At 59.8% G+C, this 22,067-nt stretch carries 17 protein-coding genes; 6 read left to right on the forward strand and 11 right to left on the reverse strand.

The window, feature by feature from the left end; translation table 11 throughout:
* Positions 1-48: 48 nt before the first annotated feature.
* The 4 genes from FVF58_RS30470 to FVF58_RS30485 are packed head-to-tail and all read right to left on the reverse strand — an operon-like array spanning position 49 to position 4,519.
* Positions 49-570, reverse strand: a complete 522-nt coding sequence (locus FVF58_RS30470; RefSeq protein WP_149673490.1) for a hypothetical protein — start codon at positions 568-570, stop codon at positions 49-51.
* On the reverse strand, positions 567-1,340 hold the full coding sequence (locus FVF58_RS30475) for an abortive infection family protein (protein ID WP_149673491.1): 774 nt from the start codon (positions 1,338-1,340) through the stop codon (positions 567-569). The genes FVF58_RS30470 and FVF58_RS30475 overlap by 4 nt, the downstream gene beginning before the upstream one ends.
* A gap of 3 nt (positions 1,341-1,343) precedes the next feature.
* The gene (locus FVF58_RS30480; protein ID WP_149673492.1) at positions 1,344-2,789 is read right to left on the reverse strand and encodes an argonaute/piwi family protein; all 1,446 of its coding nucleotides are present in this window, start codon (positions 2,787-2,789) and stop codon (positions 1,344-1,346) included.
* 2 nt (positions 2,790-2,791) lie between these two features.
* Positions 2,792-4,519 carry an SIR2 family protein gene (locus tag FVF58_RS30485; RefSeq protein WP_149673493.1) on the reverse strand — a complete coding sequence of 576 codons (1,728 nt, stop codon included), beginning with the start codon at positions 4,517-4,519 and terminating at the stop codon, positions 2,792-2,794.
* A 536-nt stretch (positions 4,520-5,055) separates the two neighbouring features.
* Here FVF58_RS30485 and FVF58_RS30490 point away from each other — a divergent pair.
* The 6 genes from FVF58_RS30490 (at position 5,056) to FVF58_RS30515 (ending at position 14,092) form a co-directional block, all read left to right on the forward strand.
* Entirely contained in the window at positions 5,056-5,952 is an 897-nt protein-coding gene (locus FVF58_RS30490; RefSeq protein ID WP_149673494.1) for a hypothetical protein, read from the forward strand.
* A 151-nt stretch (positions 5,953-6,103) separates the two neighbouring features.
* Entirely contained in the window at positions 6,104-7,630 is a 1,527-nt protein-coding gene (locus FVF58_RS30495; RefSeq protein WP_149673495.1) for a hypothetical protein, read from the forward strand.
* A gap of 491 nt (positions 7,631-8,121) precedes the next feature.
* Positions 8,122-9,906, forward strand: a complete 1,785-nt coding sequence (locus tag FVF58_RS30500; RefSeq protein WP_246217240.1) for a reverse transcriptase domain-containing protein — start codon at positions 8,122-8,124, stop codon at positions 9,904-9,906.
* Between the two features lie 184 nt (positions 9,907-10,090).
* Complete coding sequence (locus FVF58_RS30505) at positions 10,091-10,435, forward strand: hypothetical protein (protein ID WP_149673497.1); 345 nt, start codon at positions 10,091-10,093, stop codon at positions 10,433-10,435.
* Between the two features lie 521 nt (positions 10,436-10,956).
* On the forward strand, positions 10,957-11,790 hold the full coding sequence (locus FVF58_RS30510) for a DUF932 domain-containing protein (protein WP_149673498.1): 834 nt from the start codon (positions 10,957-10,959) through the stop codon (positions 11,788-11,790).
* A gap of 124 nt (positions 11,791-11,914) precedes the next feature.
* On the forward strand, positions 11,915-14,092 hold the full coding sequence (locus FVF58_RS30515) for a ParB/RepB/Spo0J family partition protein (protein WP_149673499.1): 2,178 nt from the start codon (positions 11,915-11,917) through the stop codon (positions 14,090-14,092).
* Here the strand turns inward: FVF58_RS30515 and FVF58_RS30520 are convergent.
* The 7 genes from FVF58_RS30520 to FVF58_RS30550 form a co-directional block, all read right to left on the reverse strand.
* Complete coding sequence (locus tag FVF58_RS30520) at positions 14,087-14,857, reverse strand: hypothetical protein (RefSeq protein ID WP_149673500.1); 771 nt, start codon at positions 14,855-14,857, stop codon at positions 14,087-14,089. The two genes, FVF58_RS30515 and FVF58_RS30520, sit on opposite strands and share 6 nt — an antisense overlap.
* Entirely contained in the window at positions 14,850-15,542 is a 693-nt protein-coding gene (locus tag FVF58_RS30525) for a nucleotide-binding protein (protein ID WP_149673501.1), read from the reverse strand. The genes FVF58_RS30520 and FVF58_RS30525 overlap by 8 nt, the downstream gene beginning before the upstream one ends.
* A 10-nt stretch (positions 15,543-15,552) precedes the next feature.
* Complete coding sequence (locus tag FVF58_RS30530) at positions 15,553-16,014, reverse strand: hypothetical protein (RefSeq protein WP_149673502.1); 462 nt, start codon at positions 16,012-16,014, stop codon at positions 15,553-15,555.
* A 1,251-nt stretch (positions 16,015-17,265) separates the two neighbouring features.
* The gene (locus tag FVF58_RS30535) at positions 17,266-18,750 is read right to left on the reverse strand and encodes an efflux transporter outer membrane subunit (protein WP_149673503.1); all 1,485 of its coding nucleotides are present in this window, start codon (positions 18,748-18,750) and stop codon (positions 17,266-17,268) included.
* The gene (locus tag FVF58_RS30540) at positions 18,747-19,673 is read right to left on the reverse strand and encodes an efflux RND transporter periplasmic adaptor subunit (protein WP_149673504.1); all 927 of its coding nucleotides are present in this window, start codon (positions 19,671-19,673) and stop codon (positions 18,747-18,749) included. Before FVF58_RS30540 ends, FVF58_RS30535 begins: the two co-directional genes overlap by 4 nt.
* A gap of 38 nt (positions 19,674-19,711) precedes the next feature.
* Complete coding sequence (locus tag FVF58_RS30545; protein WP_149673505.1) at positions 19,712-19,936, reverse strand: DUF1656 domain-containing protein; 225 nt, start codon at positions 19,934-19,936, stop codon at positions 19,712-19,714.
* A complete protein-coding gene (locus FVF58_RS30550) occupies positions 19,933-21,948 on the reverse strand; it encodes an FUSC family protein (RefSeq protein ID WP_149673506.1) in 2,016 nt (671 codons plus the stop codon). Before FVF58_RS30550 ends, FVF58_RS30545 begins: the two co-directional genes overlap by 4 nt.
* Positions 21,949-22,067 lie beyond the last annotated feature (119 nt).

The following is a 22,067-nucleotide window of genomic DNA, read 5'->3' on the forward strand; positions in this document are numbered from 1 at the left end:
CCTTTAACGTACGTCGCGGAGGCTCATCGACCGCAACCACTCCGACCGTCAGCGCTCCCACATGGGTTTGGCTGCGGTATTGGTGATCAATCCATGTAATGCCACTGCCGCTTCGTGAATCTTGGAGGTGACCTCCTTAATGTCGGCGACCCGCACGATCTCAACGTTGGTCTTGAAGCTGCCACGCGCCGACATGTATGCGATGTGCACCTCGTCATCCTCGTCCAAAGAGAGCGCGTTATGTGCGTACTTGTTGCGCCCCGACTGGGCTGCCCGGACTTTCTTGATGACGCTCTCGTACTCCTTTAAGTGAGGGAACTGATCGACGAGTTGTCCGCATAGGGAACTTACGATATCCACTCGCTGCTGGAAGTTGCTGTGCGCAACCATCGCCAGCGCACGGATGTCAGTCGGCGAGTCATAGCCAGCCAGTTTTGAGATTGCGAGCGCCGTCGTCGATTCTAGCGAGCCCCACACGCTCACCATGCGCCCGAGTTCGAGCAGGTATTCATTAGGCAATGGCCAATCGGGGTTGAACTCGCCGCGTTTGGATGTTTTCTGGGTGGTCATGACTTGCTATTTTGAGTCTTCGCTTCGATGGTCTTGAGAAAACGGACTAGGCCACCGATGTGACTGACGATCAGCACGGCCTCGTCGTGATTGAGCATGGGGTTGTCGTGCGCCAGACTTTGGTCGTTGCGCACAGCGTTCATAGCGTCCAGATTGGATATGCTGGTCTTCAGGATCCGTTCGGTCATTTCGCTTTCGATATGGTCAGCGCCGCGCAGATGTTTGACATACTCGCCCATCAAGCTGTGCAACGGTTTCTCGCGCGTGACGGCAATGCCCCGCCGCTCGCAGAGTGTGCGCAAGAACTTCATCATGAAAACGTGCACGCGGTCCAGAGCCGTAGCAGGCTCGTCCGCCTCGATCGCGGCCCGGATGTGCTTCGCAGCAGCAGTAAAGTCCAAGGCGTTGACACTTGCCGTAAAGGCGTCGATTTCGGGCACCGGACTGGTGAGTTTCAGCCGCGCGACGATCGCTTCGACGGCGGCTCGCTGTTGTGGGTCGTCCGGCAAACATCGGAGCTCCTCACCCCACTCAATAAGTGCGTCAAGCGACCGAGCCACCATGTGGTCGGATTCCAGCTCCCAGAATGCGCGCATCCGATTGGCTTTAGATGTGCCCTTGAACCGATACTTATCCTCGTCGATGTTGAGGCCAAGCTGCTCCTGGAAAAACTCACCCATGGTGCGGTCGGAAAAATTGAGCACGTAACCGCCGCCCATGTTGAGAAACGGTTCAAGGCAGCGACGGTCGCGTGACGTCAGGCTCGACATAGATCACATGAACAAACGATAGGGATACGCATGCCCAGGCAGGTCGGGAACATTTGCGATCGTCCGGGCGAGTTTTTGCGAATAGCGGATGGTCACTGGCACCGGGTCGTACAGCGCGTCGTTGTTCCAGTCCATCTTGGTCAGCGCAAGCGTTTCGAGCGCGGCAACTTCGAGTGGCCCATGTCCCGCGTGGCGAATGATGTTGATCGGTCGGGGAATGCTCTTGCTCCCCTGAAAATAAAGTTCCCCACTTAACGCTGCCGATGGAGCGTTGCCCGACGCCCACAGCAGTGCCGAGTTGCCCGTCCGAATCAGGACGGTTCCCCGCGGAACAGGCGCGCGGTCGGGAACGCTCCGAGGTCCGCCATGCTTGCCTGGTTTCAGCCATACGCCTCGCCATGTGGCGCTGCTTCCTATCTCGATGCACTCCACCTCGGGAACGGTCGACAGGCCGTCGAAAACGCCTTCCAACTCCTCGTCTTTGAATGAGGTCGTCTTATGGACGACGAGACGTTGCGGTAGCCGCCCGCCGTTTCGTTGCAGATAGAGGCTTAAGCTGCGCGCCATCACAGCCCGCATATCGCTGCGGCTGAGGAACGGATTGCGACGGGCTTCACGGGGGTCCGCCACCTGATCTTTGGCCTCGAACGCCACGAACTGCATGCCGCCGCCATCAGCGTCGAAGACCTGCGAGCAGCACGTGACGAACTGCGCTGACCGGGGATCGCCGCGCAACGCGTAGGCTAGACCGATGTACGCCGTCCCGTCGGGCACGCCTTTCATCGGCGCGAGCTTCCAGGGAATCCCGCCCGCTTTGGTGAACAGCGCAATAGAAAGGCGCCAAGCCAATGACGCCTTTAACCGAAAGGTGAAAGCCCGATCGTTGACCACCTGGGTCGGGATGGCGTACCGAGCACCGAGGGCTTTCAGCGCATCATGCGCGTCGAATCCGTTTGCGGTGAACGCTTGTTGCCACGCGTCAGGGAGGTGTACCAGGACGACATCAAACTGGTCATGCAGCGCCTCGAGGTGCACCATGGCTTGTGACATCGCTGCAAACAGGCGCTCGTGCGGCGCTCCCGACGGAGCCAAGGCCATGAGATCGTCAGGCCATTTGATGTGAACCTCTTTGGGTCCAGCGACAAGCGGAACCCGAAACAGCGATTCGAAACCGGGGAACGCCGGCAAGTACGCAAAGCGGTCGCTCGCCTCATGCCCTGTCCGGATGGTGTCAACCAAGCTTTTGAGTTTCGGCCAGCCCGACGCCGGCGCAATCGTCGCGACGCGAAGCTTCGGCGTGTAGCCCGCAAACGTCTTGCCGTTGTATGCGCCGAACCGCAAAAGCCCACGCAGCGGATTTTCGTCCAAGTTGGTGTCGTCGCTGTTGAAGGTCAGCTCAGGTTCATCAAGCAGGGAAAACGACGGGGCCTTCGAGAGGTTGTAGTCCATCGTTACCCGTTCCTGTGGAAGTATGCGTGGTCATGGCTCGGACGACTCCACGCGGTAACCGGTGACAGCTTGAAGACCGCGTCAATCCCTTCGTCCTGCGGAACGCCCGTCGTCAGCAGGACGCGACTGCCGTCGCCCGCAAGCATGTCGGCCCAGGCGTCAATGATGGCTGCCCAAACATGGTTATAGCGCTTCGCCCAACGCTCCCGCCGCCAATCGATGGTCGGATCCACAAAGCGTGGACGTTCGAGGGTCGCCTCGGCGTCCGACCTCTCCTCGACCCGCTTGGGATACGGGACGTCCACGAAGGTAGCGGGCTCGAATGTTAGCCACCACCGATCAGCGGCCTCCTCCAGATGAAGTTCAACGCCCTCATAGAACGGATACCCCTGCGGCGTGCTACCGTATAGCGCTGCGGAATAGGCATTCTGAAGCTTCGCCAGCTTTGACCGTCGTGTCTCTCGGGCTTGTGGCGTTTCCTTCTCGGAATCACCATGGACCATGACCGCATGCCCACTCCGTCGCCAACGAGCCCTCAGTGGCCGGTGTCGACAGACGGCGCGCGTCAGAGCGTCGTATAACAGGCCGAGCGCCCAACTGTCTACGGCAGGCGCCAGGCTCACTGTGCCGTCAAGCCGGCCACCTGCTTTTTCAAAGGCCCGGGCCAACTCTTCATCGTTCCCGAAAGCAGCAATCTCTTTTCCCCGGCTCGCGACGATCGCCCAGACGTCCGAGTCTCGCAGCATCTGTCGAGCCTCGGGCGTGGTCAGGCTCCGCTCGAGCGTGATGCGCCTCGCCACCTTCGGCATTTCCAGGATAGGAAGCGCTGAACATCGAAGCACGGGAAAAGCGCTGTGCTCCGCCGTTGGCAGTGGCACGGGCCTCAGCGCGCTCGGCGCCGTGTAAGACCCGATGTGCGTATCGAGCTGCTGTGGCCACGTCGATCCATCGACAATGTCTGCGGCCAACTCGTCGAACGTCTGGCACTCGACAATGTTGACTCGGACGCCTTTGGCTGCCGCGGCTTCGAGTAAGGCCCGTACATCTGGCAACAAACCGCTCGCGGAGCGCGCGATCCAATGGAGTCCAGCAGGAAACGGCGTTGCTTGGTTCAAGCCGTCGTTCAACGCTTCCATCACCGATGCGTCACGTCCGCTGTATCCGACCACGATTAGACCGTACCGTCCGCAAGCACTGGTCAAGACGGTACGCATCTTTCTGTCCTGTTCGCGGAGTTCCTCGTTCGTGTTTTTCAAGCTCACTGACTGGTAGTCGCCGTGGATCTTCGCGAGGAGTGGTCGGCTTTCGCCCAGAGCCAGCATCGCCCGGTCCGCGTTGTCGATGCCTGCGACCGACAGGTTGGCGCGATCAGCCGGCGCCACGAGCTGGTCTGTCACGGTCGCTGCGGTTTCCACTAGGTTGTCGAAGTTGGTGCTGAAAAGGCACGAGACCCGGAGTGTTGTGATGAGCGCCGCAAGGACTCTGTGCGCGTAGGACGGCGTGCCCTTTTGAACCGCATCGGAAATGTAGTTCCGTCGATCCTCAGGTGTGGGATAAACCCACTCGAAGGCTGCTGCGTACTCCGTAGGGTCGCCTGGTGCTGGAAGGGCCGAGCGGGACGCGAGGAACGCGTCGATACGCTGAATCCAAAGCGGATCGTCGGCATCGACCTCTTTGAGCTTGGCCCCAGACAGCTCGCAAAAGATCCGCTTTTTGAAGTCGGTAATCATGGCGTAGCCGGTGGGTATCCCTGCGGCGGCTGATGCGCCTGCTCCCAGAAACCACGCGTATTGCGTCGGCCGAAGGCAAAACATTCTGGCAAACTGCGACCCCGAAACCGTTTGAATGCTCAAAACCGCTCCCGTCTATTGTCGTTTTGGGCGCGCGCGGCGTACGGGATTCTCCCGCCCTCTCGCCTCCGCACACACTTCGGGACGCTAGGTAGCTGGGCATCCCTTCATCCGACGATTGTAATCAAAACCCGTGCCGCCACAGGGGTTTGCGATCGAGCCCTTGTCTCCAGACACAATTTCTCCCGATGAACTGTATATCCACACAGTACTTCTTGGAAAGATAGACCACTCCATTCCCCTCGCCGAGTGCCCGGCCGCTCTGCCCACCGTCGAGGGGCACCAGGCTTGGCACATCAGCCAAGACGTGATGACGCCCAACTCCACCATCGAGTAGGAGGAGTTGCCCACCGCAAGGTGAGCAACCACAGTTTGGGTCCGTTAAACTGATTCGTTGCCCACCGCTTGCGACAGTCATGACACAACCCGTTGATCTCTACCTTCGCCCGCCCAAAGGGCCTGGCCAGTTTGAAAGCATTGTTCGCACGTGCGCGAAACTTCGTTGGGGCACTAAGGATTTTGTATTCAACGGACGCCAGGGACAGCGGCAAAAAGGCGTCGACGTCTATGGCGACGACGAGAAGGGCCGGCTCATCGGCGTGCAGGCGAAAAACACGCCTAAGAGGATCACGATGGCCATGATCCGCACCGAGATCCGCAAAGCGGAAACATTTCGCCCGCCCCTTAACCACTACTGGATCGGGACGTCGGCCGACACAGACGAAACGATTCAGGAAGAGGTCCGCCTCCTCTCCGGTTGGCGTAAGGCCCGGGGCCTATTTACAGTCCAGGTGGTGTTCTGGGAGGGCCTCCACGACCTTCTGTGCGACGACGAGGACGCGGTGCGCAAGCACTTCGGTATTCACGGCGTCCAAGGTCTGGCCGGCCCTGATGCTCGCCTAGTGAAGGATCGAAACCGCTTTGACGAACTGCAGGCGGCGTTGCCCCACACGACGGTATTGGAGTTTGCCGAGCACGACTTCCGCCACCCTTTCCCCTATAAGCCGGTGACTACCCTGCACAAGTTCCTGCATGGTTGGCGAACGATCGCAACAGCGTTCTACGACGAGTCCCTGCGCGAGGCTTTCTCTGGGCTGTATAGCGCGTGCAATAAATTATCCGAAGAGCTGGGCGATCGCGCGTCGTTCTACGGCAAGGCGGCCGACCGAATCTGGGTGGTTCCCGAGCAAAACCGCCGCCAGCCGGACGTCAACGATCGCGCGGACGCGAAGGCGCTGAACCGACTCGCCGCCGCGTTCGCGCGGGCATATGAGGATTATTTCACCCTGTGCCGAACAACGCTCTATTGCTGATATAGTGATGGCAGGCTGTCGTCGCCTGCCGCACGCGCCCCCAAGGGCATGACGAAGACGATGTCTCACCGCACCCACCCCATTCCATGGTCATTGTTTTCGATGGGCGGTCCGCAAAGCGTGCACCGGATTTGCCGCCCTGGAGAAGACAATGGACACTCAGCAGTTGAAGCTGCTGGCCGGGCTCGTCCGCGGCCTTTTGCAGCCCACGCATCCTTCCCTTGGCCACGGCCAGTCGCTCGATCTGATCGCCGCGCTCCCCGGGCTTCGTAATTGGCCTGAGGTGATGGCGTTCCAGGACCGTGTCGCCGCTACCGAACTGGACACCACCTCGACAGGCCGCCTGGCCTTCCGCCTGAAAAAGCGCTTCGCGATCGACATATCGTCGCAGGATCTGCTCGAAGCCCTCTCGCCTCCTGGTGCGGTCGTCCCACGTGGCGCGCCGCACATCTGGCCAGCGGGGCCGGTTCCGGGCGTCTACGTCACGACCTCCCAGGATGCGATCGACGCTCTGCTGGAGGTCTACGAGAACGCGACCGACGGCGCGCTGGTCTACGCCGAACGCGCCGGCAACCAGTGGGAAGGCAGTATCGACCTAGGCGAGTACGGTTTGTGGTCGTCGGGCATTGATCGTCTGCCCAGCGGGACCCTGCTCATCGTCGGGCCGCTTAAACTCGACCAGCAATCATGGAACGACGCGGGCGAGCGTCTGGAAATGGCGTGCAACCACGCGCTGAACGCCGGGCATCGCATCGCCGTTCTGCTCGACACCCCGACACCAGGGAGCGCCCACGAGGACGTACAGTTGCTCGTCACATCACGGCCCGATCACACGGACCACGATACGGCGTTGATCGGTGCCGTGACCAATCATGGCGAACTGGAAGCGCGCACGCCGTTTGCTCGCCCTTGGCCGCGCGTTGAACTGGTTCCCACGGTAGCCACGACGGACGCCCTACCGTCCTCGGTGGTTGGTCCACTGCGCGAAGCCTTGGCGGGCATGATCAACGGGCTCGTGCTGTTCGGCTCCGGTGCCATCGAAGACCATGCGGCCGTTCACCTAGTGGCGGCATCGCTCGCCCTAACCGAACATGCGGGCCCTGCCGCTCGTGTCATGCCTCGGCACCGGTCCACGCCGTCGAAAGACTGGGATGTGCCGGAAGCCATCCGGGCGTTGCCCTACCTTCCGTCGATCGAAAGCGCTTACGCCCAAGGGTACCGGCGGATCGTCTACACCCCCAGTTACACCCGCGCTGACAACCTGCTGGATGTGAGCAACGATGCGCTGCTCATCGGCGGCGCGTACGGCAGCGACCTCGCGCAGGTCTTCATGGCCTCCACTCGCGATGGAAGCACCCAAGAAGAGGAGAGCCTGCTGAGCCGCATCATCGCGATGGTGTCCACCGTCGACATTCCGACGGCGGACGGCAGCGGCATCGCGTCGGTAGCCGACCTGTACATTACCGCCGGCCAAGACGTCGGAGCGATAAAACGGTACAAAGAGGTCGACGATTTCCTGACTGCGCACCGCCTGCTGCGTTGGGAGGACGAGCTAACTCGCCTGCTCGACGCCGGCGCCGTCACCCATGAAGCCGTCAAGGGAGCGTGCCCGCGCAGTCATGCGATCGCCACGTTCCTGGCAGAGCACGCGGCTGATCGCCCAGACCAATCGGCGTAGACAGAAAGGGGGCACGGGCTCCCTTCCGGTGCCGCACCCTCAGGGCGCTCGGCAACCTCCCATCAGAGTCCACGGCCGACGCCCAGCGTGACTCTTGCCGCTCGCGACGCATCCCCGAGCGCCATATTAAAAACAACGGCTGACACCATGCCGACCAGCACAACAGCCCATCCGACGGATACATAATCGTGCCCCAGCGTCCAGACGGCTGCGGCTGAAATCGGCGCAATGCCCTTCCCTATGTTTGTCTCGTGAGGTGGTCCGATTGCTCAGACTTGAAACAACGGCTTACAATCAACCGCCGCCCCTGAACGGAGCTTAACCAGGTCCGCGTTTAACGCAGACTTTCCACGAGGTATCCCCGCGCGGTCCGTACATGATCGCTTGTCCGATTTGCCGCGATGTTTACAGGAGAAAGACGGATAAGGGGCGGCACTCATTAACGGGGAAATATGGTTGCCATACCGAGTGCCGACGAACTCGCAGAAGCCATGCTGCGCAACCACGTGACATGGTTCTCCCGCAATGCGCTGGGCGTCGATTACGAAAAACTGAAGCGGATGATTTACCCGCGACCAAAGTATAAGCACTTCACGATCACGAAGCGCAACGGCAGCCCTCGGGTCATCTCGGAACCGCGCAAGCGCCTGAAAATCATCCAGGAGCGCGTCCTGGCCTTTCTCGAACCCCGATCGGGTCCGCTGAAACCTGCCGTCCACGGCTTCGTTCCGAAGCGAAGCATTCTCACCAACGCACGGGTGCACTGTTCGCCAAAGAACCACCACATCCTGAACCTGGATCTGCAAGATTTCTTCCCGAGCATCACGTTCTATCGGGTGCGTGGGGTATTGCGCAAACACCCGTTTAACCTGTCCCATCACGTCGCAACGGTCATCGCGCACATCTGCACACTGGATGGCACGCTGCCGCAAGGCGCACCAACATCACCGTTCCTTTCCAATCTTGTGTGCCGGTCGATGGATCGCGATCTGACTGATCTCGCCCGTCGCAATCTCGCACGTTACACGCGCTATGCCGACGACTTGACGTTCTCATTCCCGCTGAAAAAAACGTCGAACCTGCCGGCCGCCGTGTGCGTTGTGGACGAGGACGGTGGGATCACGCTTGGGGCCGAACTGCATGATCTGATCACCAACAAGCATCATTTCGCGATCAATCCTGCTAAAACGCGGTTGAGCGATCGCGGGCGCCGCATGGAAGTCACTGGACTCACGATCAACAAGTTTCCGAACGTGCCCCGGATTTTCATCGACCGTATCCGCGGCGCGTTGAACGCCTGGGAGCGCAACGGGTACGACGCGGCCGAAAAGGGATGGGAGGAGCGCATCGGGAAAGCAGCCACCGGCCCGTACGAGAAAAAGCCGTGGAAGCGCCAAACGCGCGGTGGCGCTGCTCCAAAGCTCAAAAACGTCCTGTGGGGCAAGCTGTTGTACTTGAAGATGATTCGGGGAAACGACGATCTGATTTACACCAGGTTGGCAGAGCGTTACAACGCGGCCATTCTCAAAGAGATGGCCGCAGGCCCGTTCTCAGCGCCAAAACTACCGGTACAGCCGGTCGTCCGCGACTATAAGACCGCGCGTGAGGCTGTGTTCGTCGTTGAGTGGTTGGCGGACTATCACAGTTCACCTGGTCATCACGAGTGCCCGATCGAAGCCCAAGGGACCGCCTTTGCGTATCGAGAACTCAACTTGCTCGTCACGTGCGACCACGTGCTCGTGGGAAAAGCCGAGTTTGCAGGCATGGAAGTCCCTGCAGATTTCGACGCGCCCGAGGTCGTGAACAAAATGCTGACGGTTGTGCGCCCCGAAACCCAGGAGTCGTGGGCCGCTCGTGTCGTCTATCGCAACAAGCAGTTCGATTTTGCGATCCTTCAGTTTGAAGAGCAGCCACCTCACCATCGTTTTTTCTCAGCCATGGACACGCCGATTGCACCCCATGCTGACGGTGTTCTGATAGGTTTTCCCGCATACCAGAACTGGAACCTGCCGGATATCAACCCGCAGAAAGTGCTCAACCGCACCTTGCCGAACGCCGGCATGGTCAGTTTCACCATTGCAAACACGGGCAGCATCCGCCCCGGCAACAGCGGCGGACCGTTCACGGACGACCGTCTACGCGTCGCCGGGATGGCCCAGCGTGGCGCATATATGGGAGTCGGACACGATGAATGCCTGTGCTTCGAGGTGATGGACAAGTTCATCGGCGAATGGAAGGCTAAAAGCGCCGCGGCTGCGCCGCCCGCGGTGCCTTGACCAGTCGCACAGAAAGCCATCACGCTGGCGACAGCAACCACGCACCATCAACGATTTTGGTTGAAGACACGGCGTCGCTAGCAGGCGTAAAATCGTCGGGCCTGGCTACAGCGGCACGTTACCGCCTAGCTGATTGGCTTTGCCTGCAAGCTCGAACGCCGAGCACACGTGAAAGGGGTTTTCCATGGGCAAGAAACTCAATAAGGCCGTCGACATTTGGGAAACGCTGACGAGCGATCAGATTGACCGCGCTGGGCATTCTGCGGCGCGCGTCGTAGCTGCGCGCAAAAAGGGCGTCGCGGACTCGGCCATCGCCGCGCAGTTGACCGAAAACTCTCAGCGAAACAATCCGAGTAACTCGGAGACCTTTACCGTCGGCGACGTTCAATCCGTTGCCAAGTTTTTCGACGCAAACCGCACTCGTCCGGCGATAACGAGATCCGAGACGAGCGGGTTGATAGAACTGGCTGAAGGCTCGACACCGCCATCCGGGGCCGGGGCACCGGACGGCCTGCTGCCGACGCAATAACAACGGGGCCACACGGCCCCGTTGTTATTTATGGGCTGATAGCGTCCCGCCCGCCGCCCTGTTGCGGCACTAGGCGTTTGGCCGTCGCCCGCTCGAGGCCCCTTGCCGGGACCGGGCTCTCGCGCTTCGCGTCGGAACACGTCCGGCGTCTTACCGCTGTCGGGGATCAATCCTTGGCGCAGCAGTCAACCCCGCTCATCTTCCAGTCTTCCAGCCATGCCCCTGCCCGGTCAACCCGAGGCATGGCATGCACCCTACTCCCAGCTCCCCGCCCTTGACCCGCGACCGTAGCCGATAGCGGGCAGGCATCAAGGGGCGAGGGACCGTGTTGCCCGCACCCCTCCCTCGCCTTTTTCCTTGACGCCTGCCCGCTATCGGCTCCTCAAGTCGCACGGGCGTGAACCCGGGAGCCTGGCGGCAGCAAAGCCAACCCCGAGTTCCACCGGGAGGTGTCCAGCCGCAACGGCAAGTCACATCCCGTCGCCCGGTTCAGGTCCTCAACCTTGACTGTGGAGATTGCCATGCAACTCACTTCTTCTTTCCGTTACGGCTCCCCAATGCTGCGCGCCGACTCGCCCCTCTCAGACGATCAGATTCGCCGCGTTGCCCCGTCCATCTTCGCGGACGGCAAGCATGAAAGCCGCTCCGAACGCTACACCTACATTCCGACCATCGACGTACTGCGCGGCCTGCGTAATGAGGGGTTCCAACCCTTTATGGTCTGCCAGACGCGCGTGCGGCGCGACGACCGTCGCGAGTACACGAAACACATGCTTCGGCTTCGTCACGCCGACCAGATTACGGGCGAGGAAGCCAACGAAATCGTGCTGCTGAACTCACACGATGGCACCAGCAGTTACCAGATGCTCGCAGGCATGCTGCGCTTCGTCTGCCAGAACGGCATGGTCGCAGGTGACAACGTCGCCGATATCCGCGTCCCGCACAAGGGCAACATCGTCCAGAACGTGATCAACGGTGCATTCGACGTGCTCGACGGCTTCGACCTGATCCGCGAGCAGAAGGAAGGCATGCGTGCCGTCACACTCGACCGCGACGAACAGCACGCATTCGCCCGCTCCGCCCTCGCGCTGCGCTACGACCCGACCGAGGCCGAAGCACCTGCCCCTGTCACCGACAGCCAGTTGCTCGCCCCGCGCCGCTTCGAGGATCGCCGCGACGACCTCTGGACTGTCTTTAACCGCGTCCAGGAAAACCTCACCAAAGGCGGCCTGCATGGACGCTCGCGCACGGGTCGCTCGATGTCCACCCGTCCAATCACCGGCATCGACCAGAACGTGAAGCTCAACCGCGCCCTCTGGATGCTCGCGGACGCAATGCGCCAGATGAAGGCGTAGCCACGACAAGGGCGAGAAATTCACCCTTTCTCATATTCTTTCAGGACTCCTATCCGGGTCGAGTCCTGACGGAATCCCGTAGTGCCCGACCCGGAACTTCCTTTTCTTCTTTCTGGAGTCAGTCATGCAAGCCCAATTCGAAACCACCACGGAAGACACTGCCGAACCGGCTGCCGCGCTCGAAACCCACTTCGGCAACGAACAGCCCATCGTGACCGTGCCATATTCCACCCTGCGGCCTTCGCCACTCAATGCGCGCACGAAACCTCTGTCGGGCATTCCCGGCCTCGCCGCCAATATTCGGGCAAAGGGTCTGCTGCAAAATCTCGTCGTCCACGAAATAAAGGGATCGCGCGGCAGGCAGCGCAAATACGGCGTCTGCGCCGGTCAGCGCCGCGAGGCCGCCCTCGACCTCCTGTTCGAACAGAAAGACATCGCCGCCGACTACCCGGTCCCCGTGCGCATCGTCAGTGAAGGCGAAGCCCTCGCCATTTCCCTGATCGAAAATACCGAGCGCGAAGGGCTCGATCCGTTCGACGTGCTGCGCGCATACCGGATGCTGGCCGAGGAAGGGCGAAGCGTCGATTACATCGCCGCGCTCTTTTCCGCCTCGCCGCTCACGGTCAAACGGCGCATGAAGCTCGCCAACGTATCCCCAAAACTGTTGACCCTGCTGCGGGAGGACGCGATCACGCTCGACCAGCTTGCCGCACTCGCCCTCGCGGACAACCACGAAACGCAGGAACACATCTGGTTCGATGCGAATGAGTGGCAGCGCCAGCCAAACTATCTGCGACAGGCGATCACGCGAGCCGAAATCGACGCGAGCCGCAGCCGCCTTGTGCGCTTCATTGGCCTCGACACCTACGAAACGGCAGGCGGGTACGTACGCCGTGACCTCTTCAGTGACGACGGAAATGCGGGCTACATTGCCGATGCAGAACTGCTGCAACGTCTCGTCGCGCAGAAGCTCGACGCAGCCGCAGAAGAAGTGCGCGCCGAGGGTTGGGGCTGGACAGAAACCCGCGTCGAGCGTGACGTGCTGGAGCTTAACCGCTACGGCAAGCTGCGCCCCATCCAGCGCCCCTTTACGGACGACGAGCAGCGCGAGATGAACACGCTCACCGCACAACAGGACGACCTGGCCGGGAAGCTGGAAGCGCTCTCCGAGGATGATGAAAATGCCTATGAGGAAGCTGAGCGCCTTGATGCCGAAATCGGACGGGTCAACGCCACGATCGTCGCACTCGAAAGCCGCGCCCTGGTTTGGGATACACAGCAGATGGCCGAGGCGGGCGCGTTCGTGATCATCGATCCACAGGGAAAGCTGCTCATCGAGCGCGGTCTCGTGCGGCGCGAGAACAGTGCGGCACTGGACGCGGCGGGTGCGACTGTCACCGGCACGCCACAGGCCGAAGCTGCGGACCACGGCGATACTCCAGTACCGAGGATCAAACCGGTCCACAGCGCGAAACTCTGCCAGCGGCTCACTGCCCACCGCTCCGTCGCCATCCACGCCGAAATGGTCGCGCAGCCCTCCGTCGCGCTCGCAGCCCTGTTGCGGCATCTCGTTCCGCAAGCGCTGCCCGAGCACTACGGTTACACGTCCGCGCCTGACTATCTGGCATTATCCGGCCACAACAATCACGACAGCCTGCTGCGCGCGGCGGACGACTTGCCCACCAGCGCCGCATGGAACACGATTGAGGCACAGCGCGCCCGGTGGGCCGCCGAGTTGCCCGCGAAACGCGCCGACCTGCTGCCGTGGCTCGTGAAACAGGATCCGGGAACGACGCTGCTCGACCTGCTCGCCTTCTGCACCGGTACCCTGATCGACGGCATCGTGGGCGAGGAAAAGCCGCAGGCGATCAGCGCGCTCGCGGGTGCGCTTAATCTGGATATGACCCGGTACTGGATGCCAACGCGCGTCACGTATTTCGATCATGTCAGCAAGGCGCGCATCGGGGAAGTCGTGTCTGCCGCCGTGTCACCAAAGGTTGCCGCCGACCTCGGAAAGATGAAGAAGGCCGATGCCGCTGCCGCCGCTGAATTGCGGCTGGCCAAGGTCGCATGGCTCCCGGAAATCCTCACCGATACGGAAATCCCGGTCACACCGTCATGGGAAGCCGACGACGACGAGGACGGGAACGCCGGGGACGACGACGACGGTGCCGCCGAGCCCGGGAGCGATCACAGTGGCATCAACAACACGGCTTGCGATGTGACCGAGTCTCCTGCCCCAGCCGGCACGCAGCCGCCGTGGCCCTTCCCAACCGCTGCCGACCTCGCGCACGCTTCATGATGCCCTCGCATTCATGAAAGGCGACACCGACGACGCATGACCCGTGCGGGCAGACGGCGAACCGTCTGCCCGCATCGTATGACTACCGGAGTAGCGCCCCGCCAGCCCACCCGCTGCCGCCGCGAGCAGAATCACGATCAGCGCTCCGACCACCAGTGCGCGGAACGCCTTCGCTATCCGTCGCGCTGCCATCTGGTCGATCTTCGCGGCGCGCGCCGCCGCCTCGCTCATCTCCCGTTCAAACAGAGCTACCGCTGCGGCGAGCTGCTGCCGGTGCTCGCGCGCCGCAACGGCTACCGCGCCCACAACCCGGTTTCCCGCGATGCGCGCAATCCGGTCAGCAGCGCGCCCCACCTGTGCAACCAACGCCTGTTCATTCAGTGCCGCGAGCGTCGCGCGATACCTCGTCTCGTGTTCAACGGCCATGCGTTCCGCGAGTTCGATGGTCGCCTTGCACCGCGCGAGCGCGTCACGGTGCTGCGCCATCAACGCGTCCGTTGCCTCACGCGCCTCCTCCTGCACTGCATCCAGATTGCCCTTGCCTGCCTCCCGGATGCGTTCCGGCATCGCCTCATAAAGCCGCGCATAGTATTCGAGCACCGCCAGCACCGACCACAGCGCATCGTTGTCGCGCAGGTTCAGGGCCACCGACACCCGACGCATGCGCAGCAGGCTCGCGTCGTCCGGCTTCTCCCCGGCCACGTCGTAAAAGAGCCGGGCGAGCGGATCGACAGGGCGTCCGCGCCGCGCCCGCCGCTCAGGCATTGCCCGTCACCCCGGCAAACATCGCGTCATAGAGCGCCCGCCAGCGCAGCAGTTCCGCGCGTTGCCCGATGGGCAGCGACTCCGCCGCCTTGCGCACCGACAGGCGCTGACTGCGCAGATCGTCCGCCACGCGATCCGCGAGTTCGGGAAAGTCGAGCGACTTGCCCCTCGCCTCGACACTCTTGCGGATTTTCGAGTCCTGATACAGCACGAACCTGTCCGGCGTACCGTAGTGACCATTGCGCACGACATGTGTCACCGCGTCCGGGAAGGTTTCACCGAACTGGCGCAGCAGTTCCAGACTGTCGCGCTGCCGGTTGATCACCCAGAACACGACCAGTCGCCTGCCGAGTTCGCCAAGCGTGCTGGCGAGCGTCGCGCCGTAGCGGGCGATGCCATCCTGGTTCCGGGCCGCCGTGTTGACCACCACGACTGCGTCGCGATGTTCATCGCAGTAGTTCACGAAATTGATCCAGCCGTCCGCTTCGTCCAGATCGAACGCGGCGCAATCAATCTCGCCCTGCACGGCTTTCATCACGTCAGGATTCGACGTGTCGTTCTCAACCAGCACGGGTTTGACGCCACGCCGTTGCAGATGATCGACCAGAGCGAGCGCGACAAGGCTCTTGCCAACACCGCCCTTGCCACCGCCCACAAGATAGATGGGATTGACTGCCGTATCCATCGCGACTCCTCTATAGATCGTCAGTGTCGGGCCGGATCGCGAATCCGAGTGCGCCCTGCACCGGCCCGGATTGCAGTCTGGCCTCCGTCTTTCCCCCATCCTTGCGAACATGCTTCATCTGAGACGTAGCATCCTGCACGCGTGTTTGCACGGTAGACGCCTTCCCGGCACCAGTCGCACGTGCGCCTGGTGTGGGTCGTACAACACTGCCTGCACCACTGCCCTTTCCGGTCGAGCGCAGTGCGTAGCGAATCGTCCCGGCCGTGATGTCAAGACCCTGCTGTCGAGCCTGCTCTGCGATCTGTTCCAGCGTATAGCCCTTCGACTGCGCAGTCCGCACGCGCACACGCATGTCCTTCATCGCATCGCGCACCGTCACGCCACGTTCCGTATCCGGCTTCTCTGGCAGCGCATCGAGTGCGCGGGCAAACGCCTCCCATTGCGACTTCGTATAGACCTTCGCAACAGGCATCGTTACCCTCCTGCGCATCCACTGCGCATTGCCGTGACACTATCGTGCGCACGTCCTGTGCATGCGTCAACACGGTTTTTGCGCACGGCTTGCCAGCGCAGGAACAAGCTGGAAGTGAAAGGAAAGTGGGAGAACAACGCATTTTTTTGCGCATGTTGCGCACACGCGACACGCGTTCTCCAACGCACCAAGGCACACCGGGTTAGCGCTTGCCGTTGGCGCCGGGCGCCATCGCCTTAACGCGGGATTCTGGCTTCGGTCGCCGCACGTGTACGCGTGCGGATTCCAGTCCTCGACGCCGGAATCGCTCACAGTGCTCCGCACTGAACCACGAGATCCACGCTCACGCGACAGTGCATCGTCTGAATCTCAACGCACGCAAGTCTTCGTCTGCTCTGCGCAAAACGTTGACAGCCTGGGCACTCGACTTGGTTTTTTATACGGCCCGAGAAACGCATCGATCAGCGCATCTATCCGACAAACCATTCGCACTTTTTACGAGCGCCAACCGCGCTGCAGCGCGCACATTCGACGCATCGGGTTCGACACTGATCAGCAGTTCATGGCGCAGTGCTTAGACATTTTTAACTCATCGTTTTGTGTAACACTTTGACTCTGGCGGCAACCTCACGCCATATCGTCTGCGCAAGAACAACGCACGCCATTCTTCAAAGCCTGATCATGCGTTTACGCGAGGGTGACAACCTCTGCGCACGGCGTTTACTCTGTGCCACAAAAAATGCACGGAGAACAAGGGATGGCAGGATAGGCTACCGCCGGTTTTGGGCGCCATGCGCAATGCACTTCTACCAGATAAACATGGTCGCGGACTCAGTAACCTTGCGCTTTTCAACGAGCGCTCTCGCGTCGACCGGGATCCTGTTGCGCATACCGGTAGTGTGATCGATCAGATCCACGCGAACATCGAGAACTGTATTCGTGACCGCCGAATAGCTCGCCGTCTGCGGCGGCGTTAAGAGACTGAACGTGCGCTACGTCAGCCGGCCGGGCACGATGTCGACCGGGACTGCTTGCAAAGAACAGCGCGCTTTAGAGGAGTCGTCGCGGCCCGCGGTGTCGGCTAGTGCGATCATTGTTAGCTCGTCATCAGGTGGCCGCTTACGGAAAAGAGGACATTTGAACTTGCCTAAGTACGACACTACTTTGCTCCTACATCACGAAAAGTGATCATGTTAATTATGTCAAATTTTGTGGCAATGCCTCAAAAGTTTGCTGACGAAAACCGACTGTTTATTGCAATGTGGACTGGCTGGTTCGGCGTTCAAAAGCCGCTTTTGCTTGTTCCGCTGCGCGCTGCGCGTAATCATTCCATCCTCCGCCAAGCGCGAGAAAAACAGTCACTTGATCTGTAGCCACGGAACCAGCCGACGCCACAAGCTGCTGTTCACTCAGCGCCAACGATTTCTGAGCGGAGAGAAGATCCAGGAACGATGTCGCACCGCGCCGATACAGGTTGTTTGCCTGATCAAATGCGGTTTGATTGCTGTCGCGCGTGCGTTGCAATAAAGCGAGGTGGTCGAGTTCCCTCGCATAGCTGTCCAAGGTGGTTTCCGCCTCTTTCAGCGCAGTGAGTACCGCGTTTTCATACGTGGTCATTGCAAGATCGGCATTCGCGCCTGCTTCGCGCAGTTGTGCGCGAACGATCACCTGATTGGGAAAGGTCCATTGTAAAAGTGGCCCAACACTCCACGTGCGGGATGCTGCGCGTAGCGCATCCGGGACAGTAGAAGCGGCGCCTCCAATCGACAGACCGACGGTAATCTGCGGATAGAGGCTCGCCTCCGCGACACCAATATTTGCGGTAGCCGAGGCCAAGGCTCGTTCGGCCTCCAAAACGTCCGGCCGACGCCGCAGCAGCGCAAGGCCATCTCCCGCGGGGATAGGCCGCTCAAGTGTTGGAGGCTTTGTGCATTGCGATGCTTCCTGCGGATATTGGTCAGGTTGTCGACCCAGAAGCGTCGCCAGCGCATACAGCGCTGCGGTGCGTTGTGCTTCAAGAGGGGGGACAGTCGCCTGGTCGGACTCAAGCTGTGCGCGGGCCCGCGTGACATCAAGCTGACTGGTTTCGCCACCATCTGCGAGTCTCCTTGTCGCAGTGTACGTGTCTCTATCGACCTTGATCGTGCGTTTCGTTGCAACCAACGCGGCATTTGCGTTGCAGACGTTAAGATAGGCCGTTAGCGTATTTGCAACGATCTGGATCTGGGTAGCCGCAAACGTGTATTGCTGTTCTTCGACGTTTGCCTGCGATGCTTCGACGGATCGTCGAATGCGCCCGAACAGATCGATTTCATACGATGCGCCAAGTGTGACCGCGACACTGTTGTAAACGTGCAGACCGAGTTCACCGGGAATCGTGCTACGAGTGCGCTCGAGGCTCGCAGATACCGCTGTCGACGGCAATTGTTGAGCTGCGACCTGGTCAAGCAGCGATTGGGCGATCGACAATCGCGACGCGGCAGCACGCAAATCACGATTTTCGCGTAGCGCAATCGCGATATAGTCGTTTAACGAAGCGTCCTGATAGAGTTCCCACCATCGATCGGGAGGCGATTCCAACGAAAACGCTGAACTGCGAGAAGCGTCGAATGTCGCCTGCAGAGCGGGACGTGTATAGTCCGGGCCCATCGGGTGAAATAGCGAACACCCACCGGCAAGTAATGCGCAAATCACCACCGCGACGATATGCGTCTGGACGATAACCGGACGGATCATGATCGTCCACTCGCCGGTAACGCTTTCGACGCGGCAGCACCAACCGACCGCTGCCGATCAGTCTTGTTCAAGATCGCGACGCTAGCTGAACGCCCCGGAATCAGGCCTCTGGTATCCGCATCTGAATCGATTCTGATCCGAACTGGAATACGCTGGGCGAGCCTCACCCAAGCGAAATTTGGAGCGATGCTTGGAAGCAAATTGCTCCCAATACTTGTATCAGAATCATTGACCGCGCTAGTAACGCTTGTCACTGTACCATATAGCGATTTATTCGAACCCATGACGGCAATTTCCGCACGATCACCTGTGTGGATATATTCCAACTGCGTTTCCTGAAAGTAACCCTCTATGCGCAACGAATCTGTGTCGACGAGAGCAAGCAGCCCTTTGCCGGCTGTGGCATAGGCACCCGGCCGCAAATCGACGTATGTCACAATCCCATTGACTGGTGCACGGACGCTAGAACGACGCAGATCCAGTTCTGCGGATGCGAGCGCTGCCTGGTCCTGGTCGACTTCCGCACGCGCGGTGCGCAGCGCACTGTCTGCCTGTTCAATATTCTGTCTGGAGACAAGGTCCCGCAGTTGATGATTCCGGTTTGCTTGCTGACGTGCATAGATGAGAGTCGCTTGTGCACTTTCGAGATTCGCTTGCGCACGCTGAACCGCGATCATAAAACGTTCGGAGTCGACCTGGAACAGCAGGTCGCCTTTCTTAACCTTTTGATCACTGACAACACTGACTGCCGTGACTAATCCGCTCACGTCTGTGGTCACCCCGACAATGTCCGCTCGGACATGACCATTGCGCGTTCGTGGATCGCGTTCGTAGTATGTCCAGATATACCATAGTGCACAAAGCCCAACGACAATGGCGATGATCGTGATGCTTGCACTGGCGATGCGTCGGATCGACTTCATATGTGCAGGCTACTGAAAATGCTATTTGTATAGCAAATCTAAAAGAATAGAGGGAGGATCGTCTTACCTCCAAGCGTGAACAAAATTCCGGCCACGATGATGAAGTAAAGCGCTATATCGAATACGTTCCGGTGCGAGATGAAACCATATAGGTGAAAATCCACCATGAGTCGCTTCATGATTTGTAAAATGACAAACGAAGCCGCCGCCACCAGAACCATCGGCGGAAGGAAAACACCGAAGAAATCGAGATCTGAACTCATGGATGCACCGGATTCGCAGTGACGCGCGGCTGCTTGATTTCTTCAAGCGCCACGCGCAATTCAATTAGAGCGCGCGCCGTAGCAGCGTCGCAGGTGTTACTTCCGAGCAACGTGTGCAGCGTTGCGTCTACCAGACTGCTCAACGAATTGGTAACCCATGGACGTAGCGGATCCATCTTGGATGTCAGCGAATTCGCGAGCATGCACCTGATGGGTTCGAACACAGAACTCCGGTTGGACGACGCTCCTGCCCATCGGTGCAGCACATGAACACTCCTGCCAATTTGCAATTCACGCAACATCTGCGCACTGGCTTGGACAGTCGGCATAGCCGTCACCAACTTTGTCGCTCGACTCTCGAGAAAAGCGAATCTGTCGAGGACATCCAGCGAGAAACGTTTGATATCGCCTGCCAAGGGTATGTCGACGATATCCCGCAATTGGTTTCGATTGCGACATAACAGACCGCGTACAACATCGACGAAGGCGGGACGCTGGATCAACGTTTTAGCAATGACCGCGACGCCAATACCAATATAAAGTCCGATGATGGAGTTCAGCAAACCATCGATAGAGATACCCGCTTGCCCATTGCCAATACGAAGCAGCGCCATAGGTAGGATCGCGAACAACACCCCTCCTTGCTGCTGCACGACGAGACCGAGCATGAACAGCGCCGGGAAGAGTGCAAGCGCCAACTCCCAAAAATCGTTGATCAATGGAAATACGATCTGGATATAGAAACCAACCGTTATCATCGCAATGCCGGAAATCTTCGCTGGGTTAACGAGCGCCATTACGGGATCATCAGCCATTCCGGACGTCACACAGAAAGCGATACCCATCAGCATCGACAATGCCATCGTCGACGCATTCCAACCCGTGGCATTCCAAAGAATGCCCATCAGGAACGCATATAGGCCGATCGAAAGCACTCCCCGTATCGCGAAATTGATATCGACTTGACCGATCGTCGCGGGCATCGGGCGTCCCTCATGCCGCAATCGCCGGATCGCTTCGGAGTCACTTTCCTTCAACTGGTAGTCGTGTTGAATGCGTCGCCACCCTGTATAGATCGCTCGCAGATAGCGCAGATAACACAACTCGAAGGCCGCATCGATATCGTAGGGCGCGGACCATGCCGGTCGAATCCGCAGGCGTCGCTGCAATTCATCGGAACGCGTATCGTCGGGACAGTCCGCTTCAATCCAGCGCGCAAGATCTTCTCGTAGCGCGAGATTTTTGGGGAACCTCGCAGATGCGCCTATCGCGCGCTCCAGATCTGCAAACGTAGAGAGCACTGGCAAAATGCGCATTCCTCGTTCGAGGACGGCAACAAGCACACGATAACGCCACGCATTTGTGAGACCTTCTTGCGACGCGCCGTCTGTCAGCGGCACAAGCTGGATTGCCCGCTGCACGATGCCGGAACGAATGCGCGGATCGTCCGATTTCGCGCGTAGCGCACCCACGGTCGCTGCGCGCAAATCCGTGAGCCATTGTTCGGCCACAGCCATCACATTGGATGATTGTCCGCGCGGGAAAAGCATCGCGTCGACGATCAAGTAGGCAAATACGGCTAGCAGCGCATCTTGAACACGCCCAACCGCCCGATCGAATGCTACATCGGGTGTAGCGATTCCAGGCATTGCTACCAGAAGGCAAGTGACGCCGCTTAGCATGTATGCGTAGTAGCGTGGTCTCCGTTCTCTAAACGAACCCAAAGAGGTTGCCATCACAAACAGCGTCATCGCGACCAATTGGGCGGCCTGGGAGGTGGAAAACACTGCCGCAGAGATGACGCCTACTACCGCACCCGCAAGCGCACCGATCAGCAGATGGCCAGCTTTCAGCCGCGTTTGTCCGCCGGAGGGCTGGATCAGCACGTACACGATAGTCATCGACCAATAGGGGTATCCGAAATCCTGCCAGAACGCTATGCCCAATGCCATGATGGCTGAGATGTACAACCTTAACGAGTAGAATGCCTTTTCTCGCAGTAGTGTGAACATGAGTCAACCAGATCCAGGTGGTAAGAATTGATCGCAACGAGTTATAGAAGACCGGTGCGCATCAGCAACCGCCACTAGTGGCATGCGATGAACCTGTCTTGCGCATTGACGGCGTGCAA

The organism is Paraburkholderia panacisoli (genome assembly GCF_008369935.1).
In the GTDB taxonomy this organism is placed as follows: domain Bacteria; phylum Pseudomonadota; class Gammaproteobacteria; order Burkholderiales; family Burkholderiaceae; genus Paraburkholderia; species Paraburkholderia panacisoli.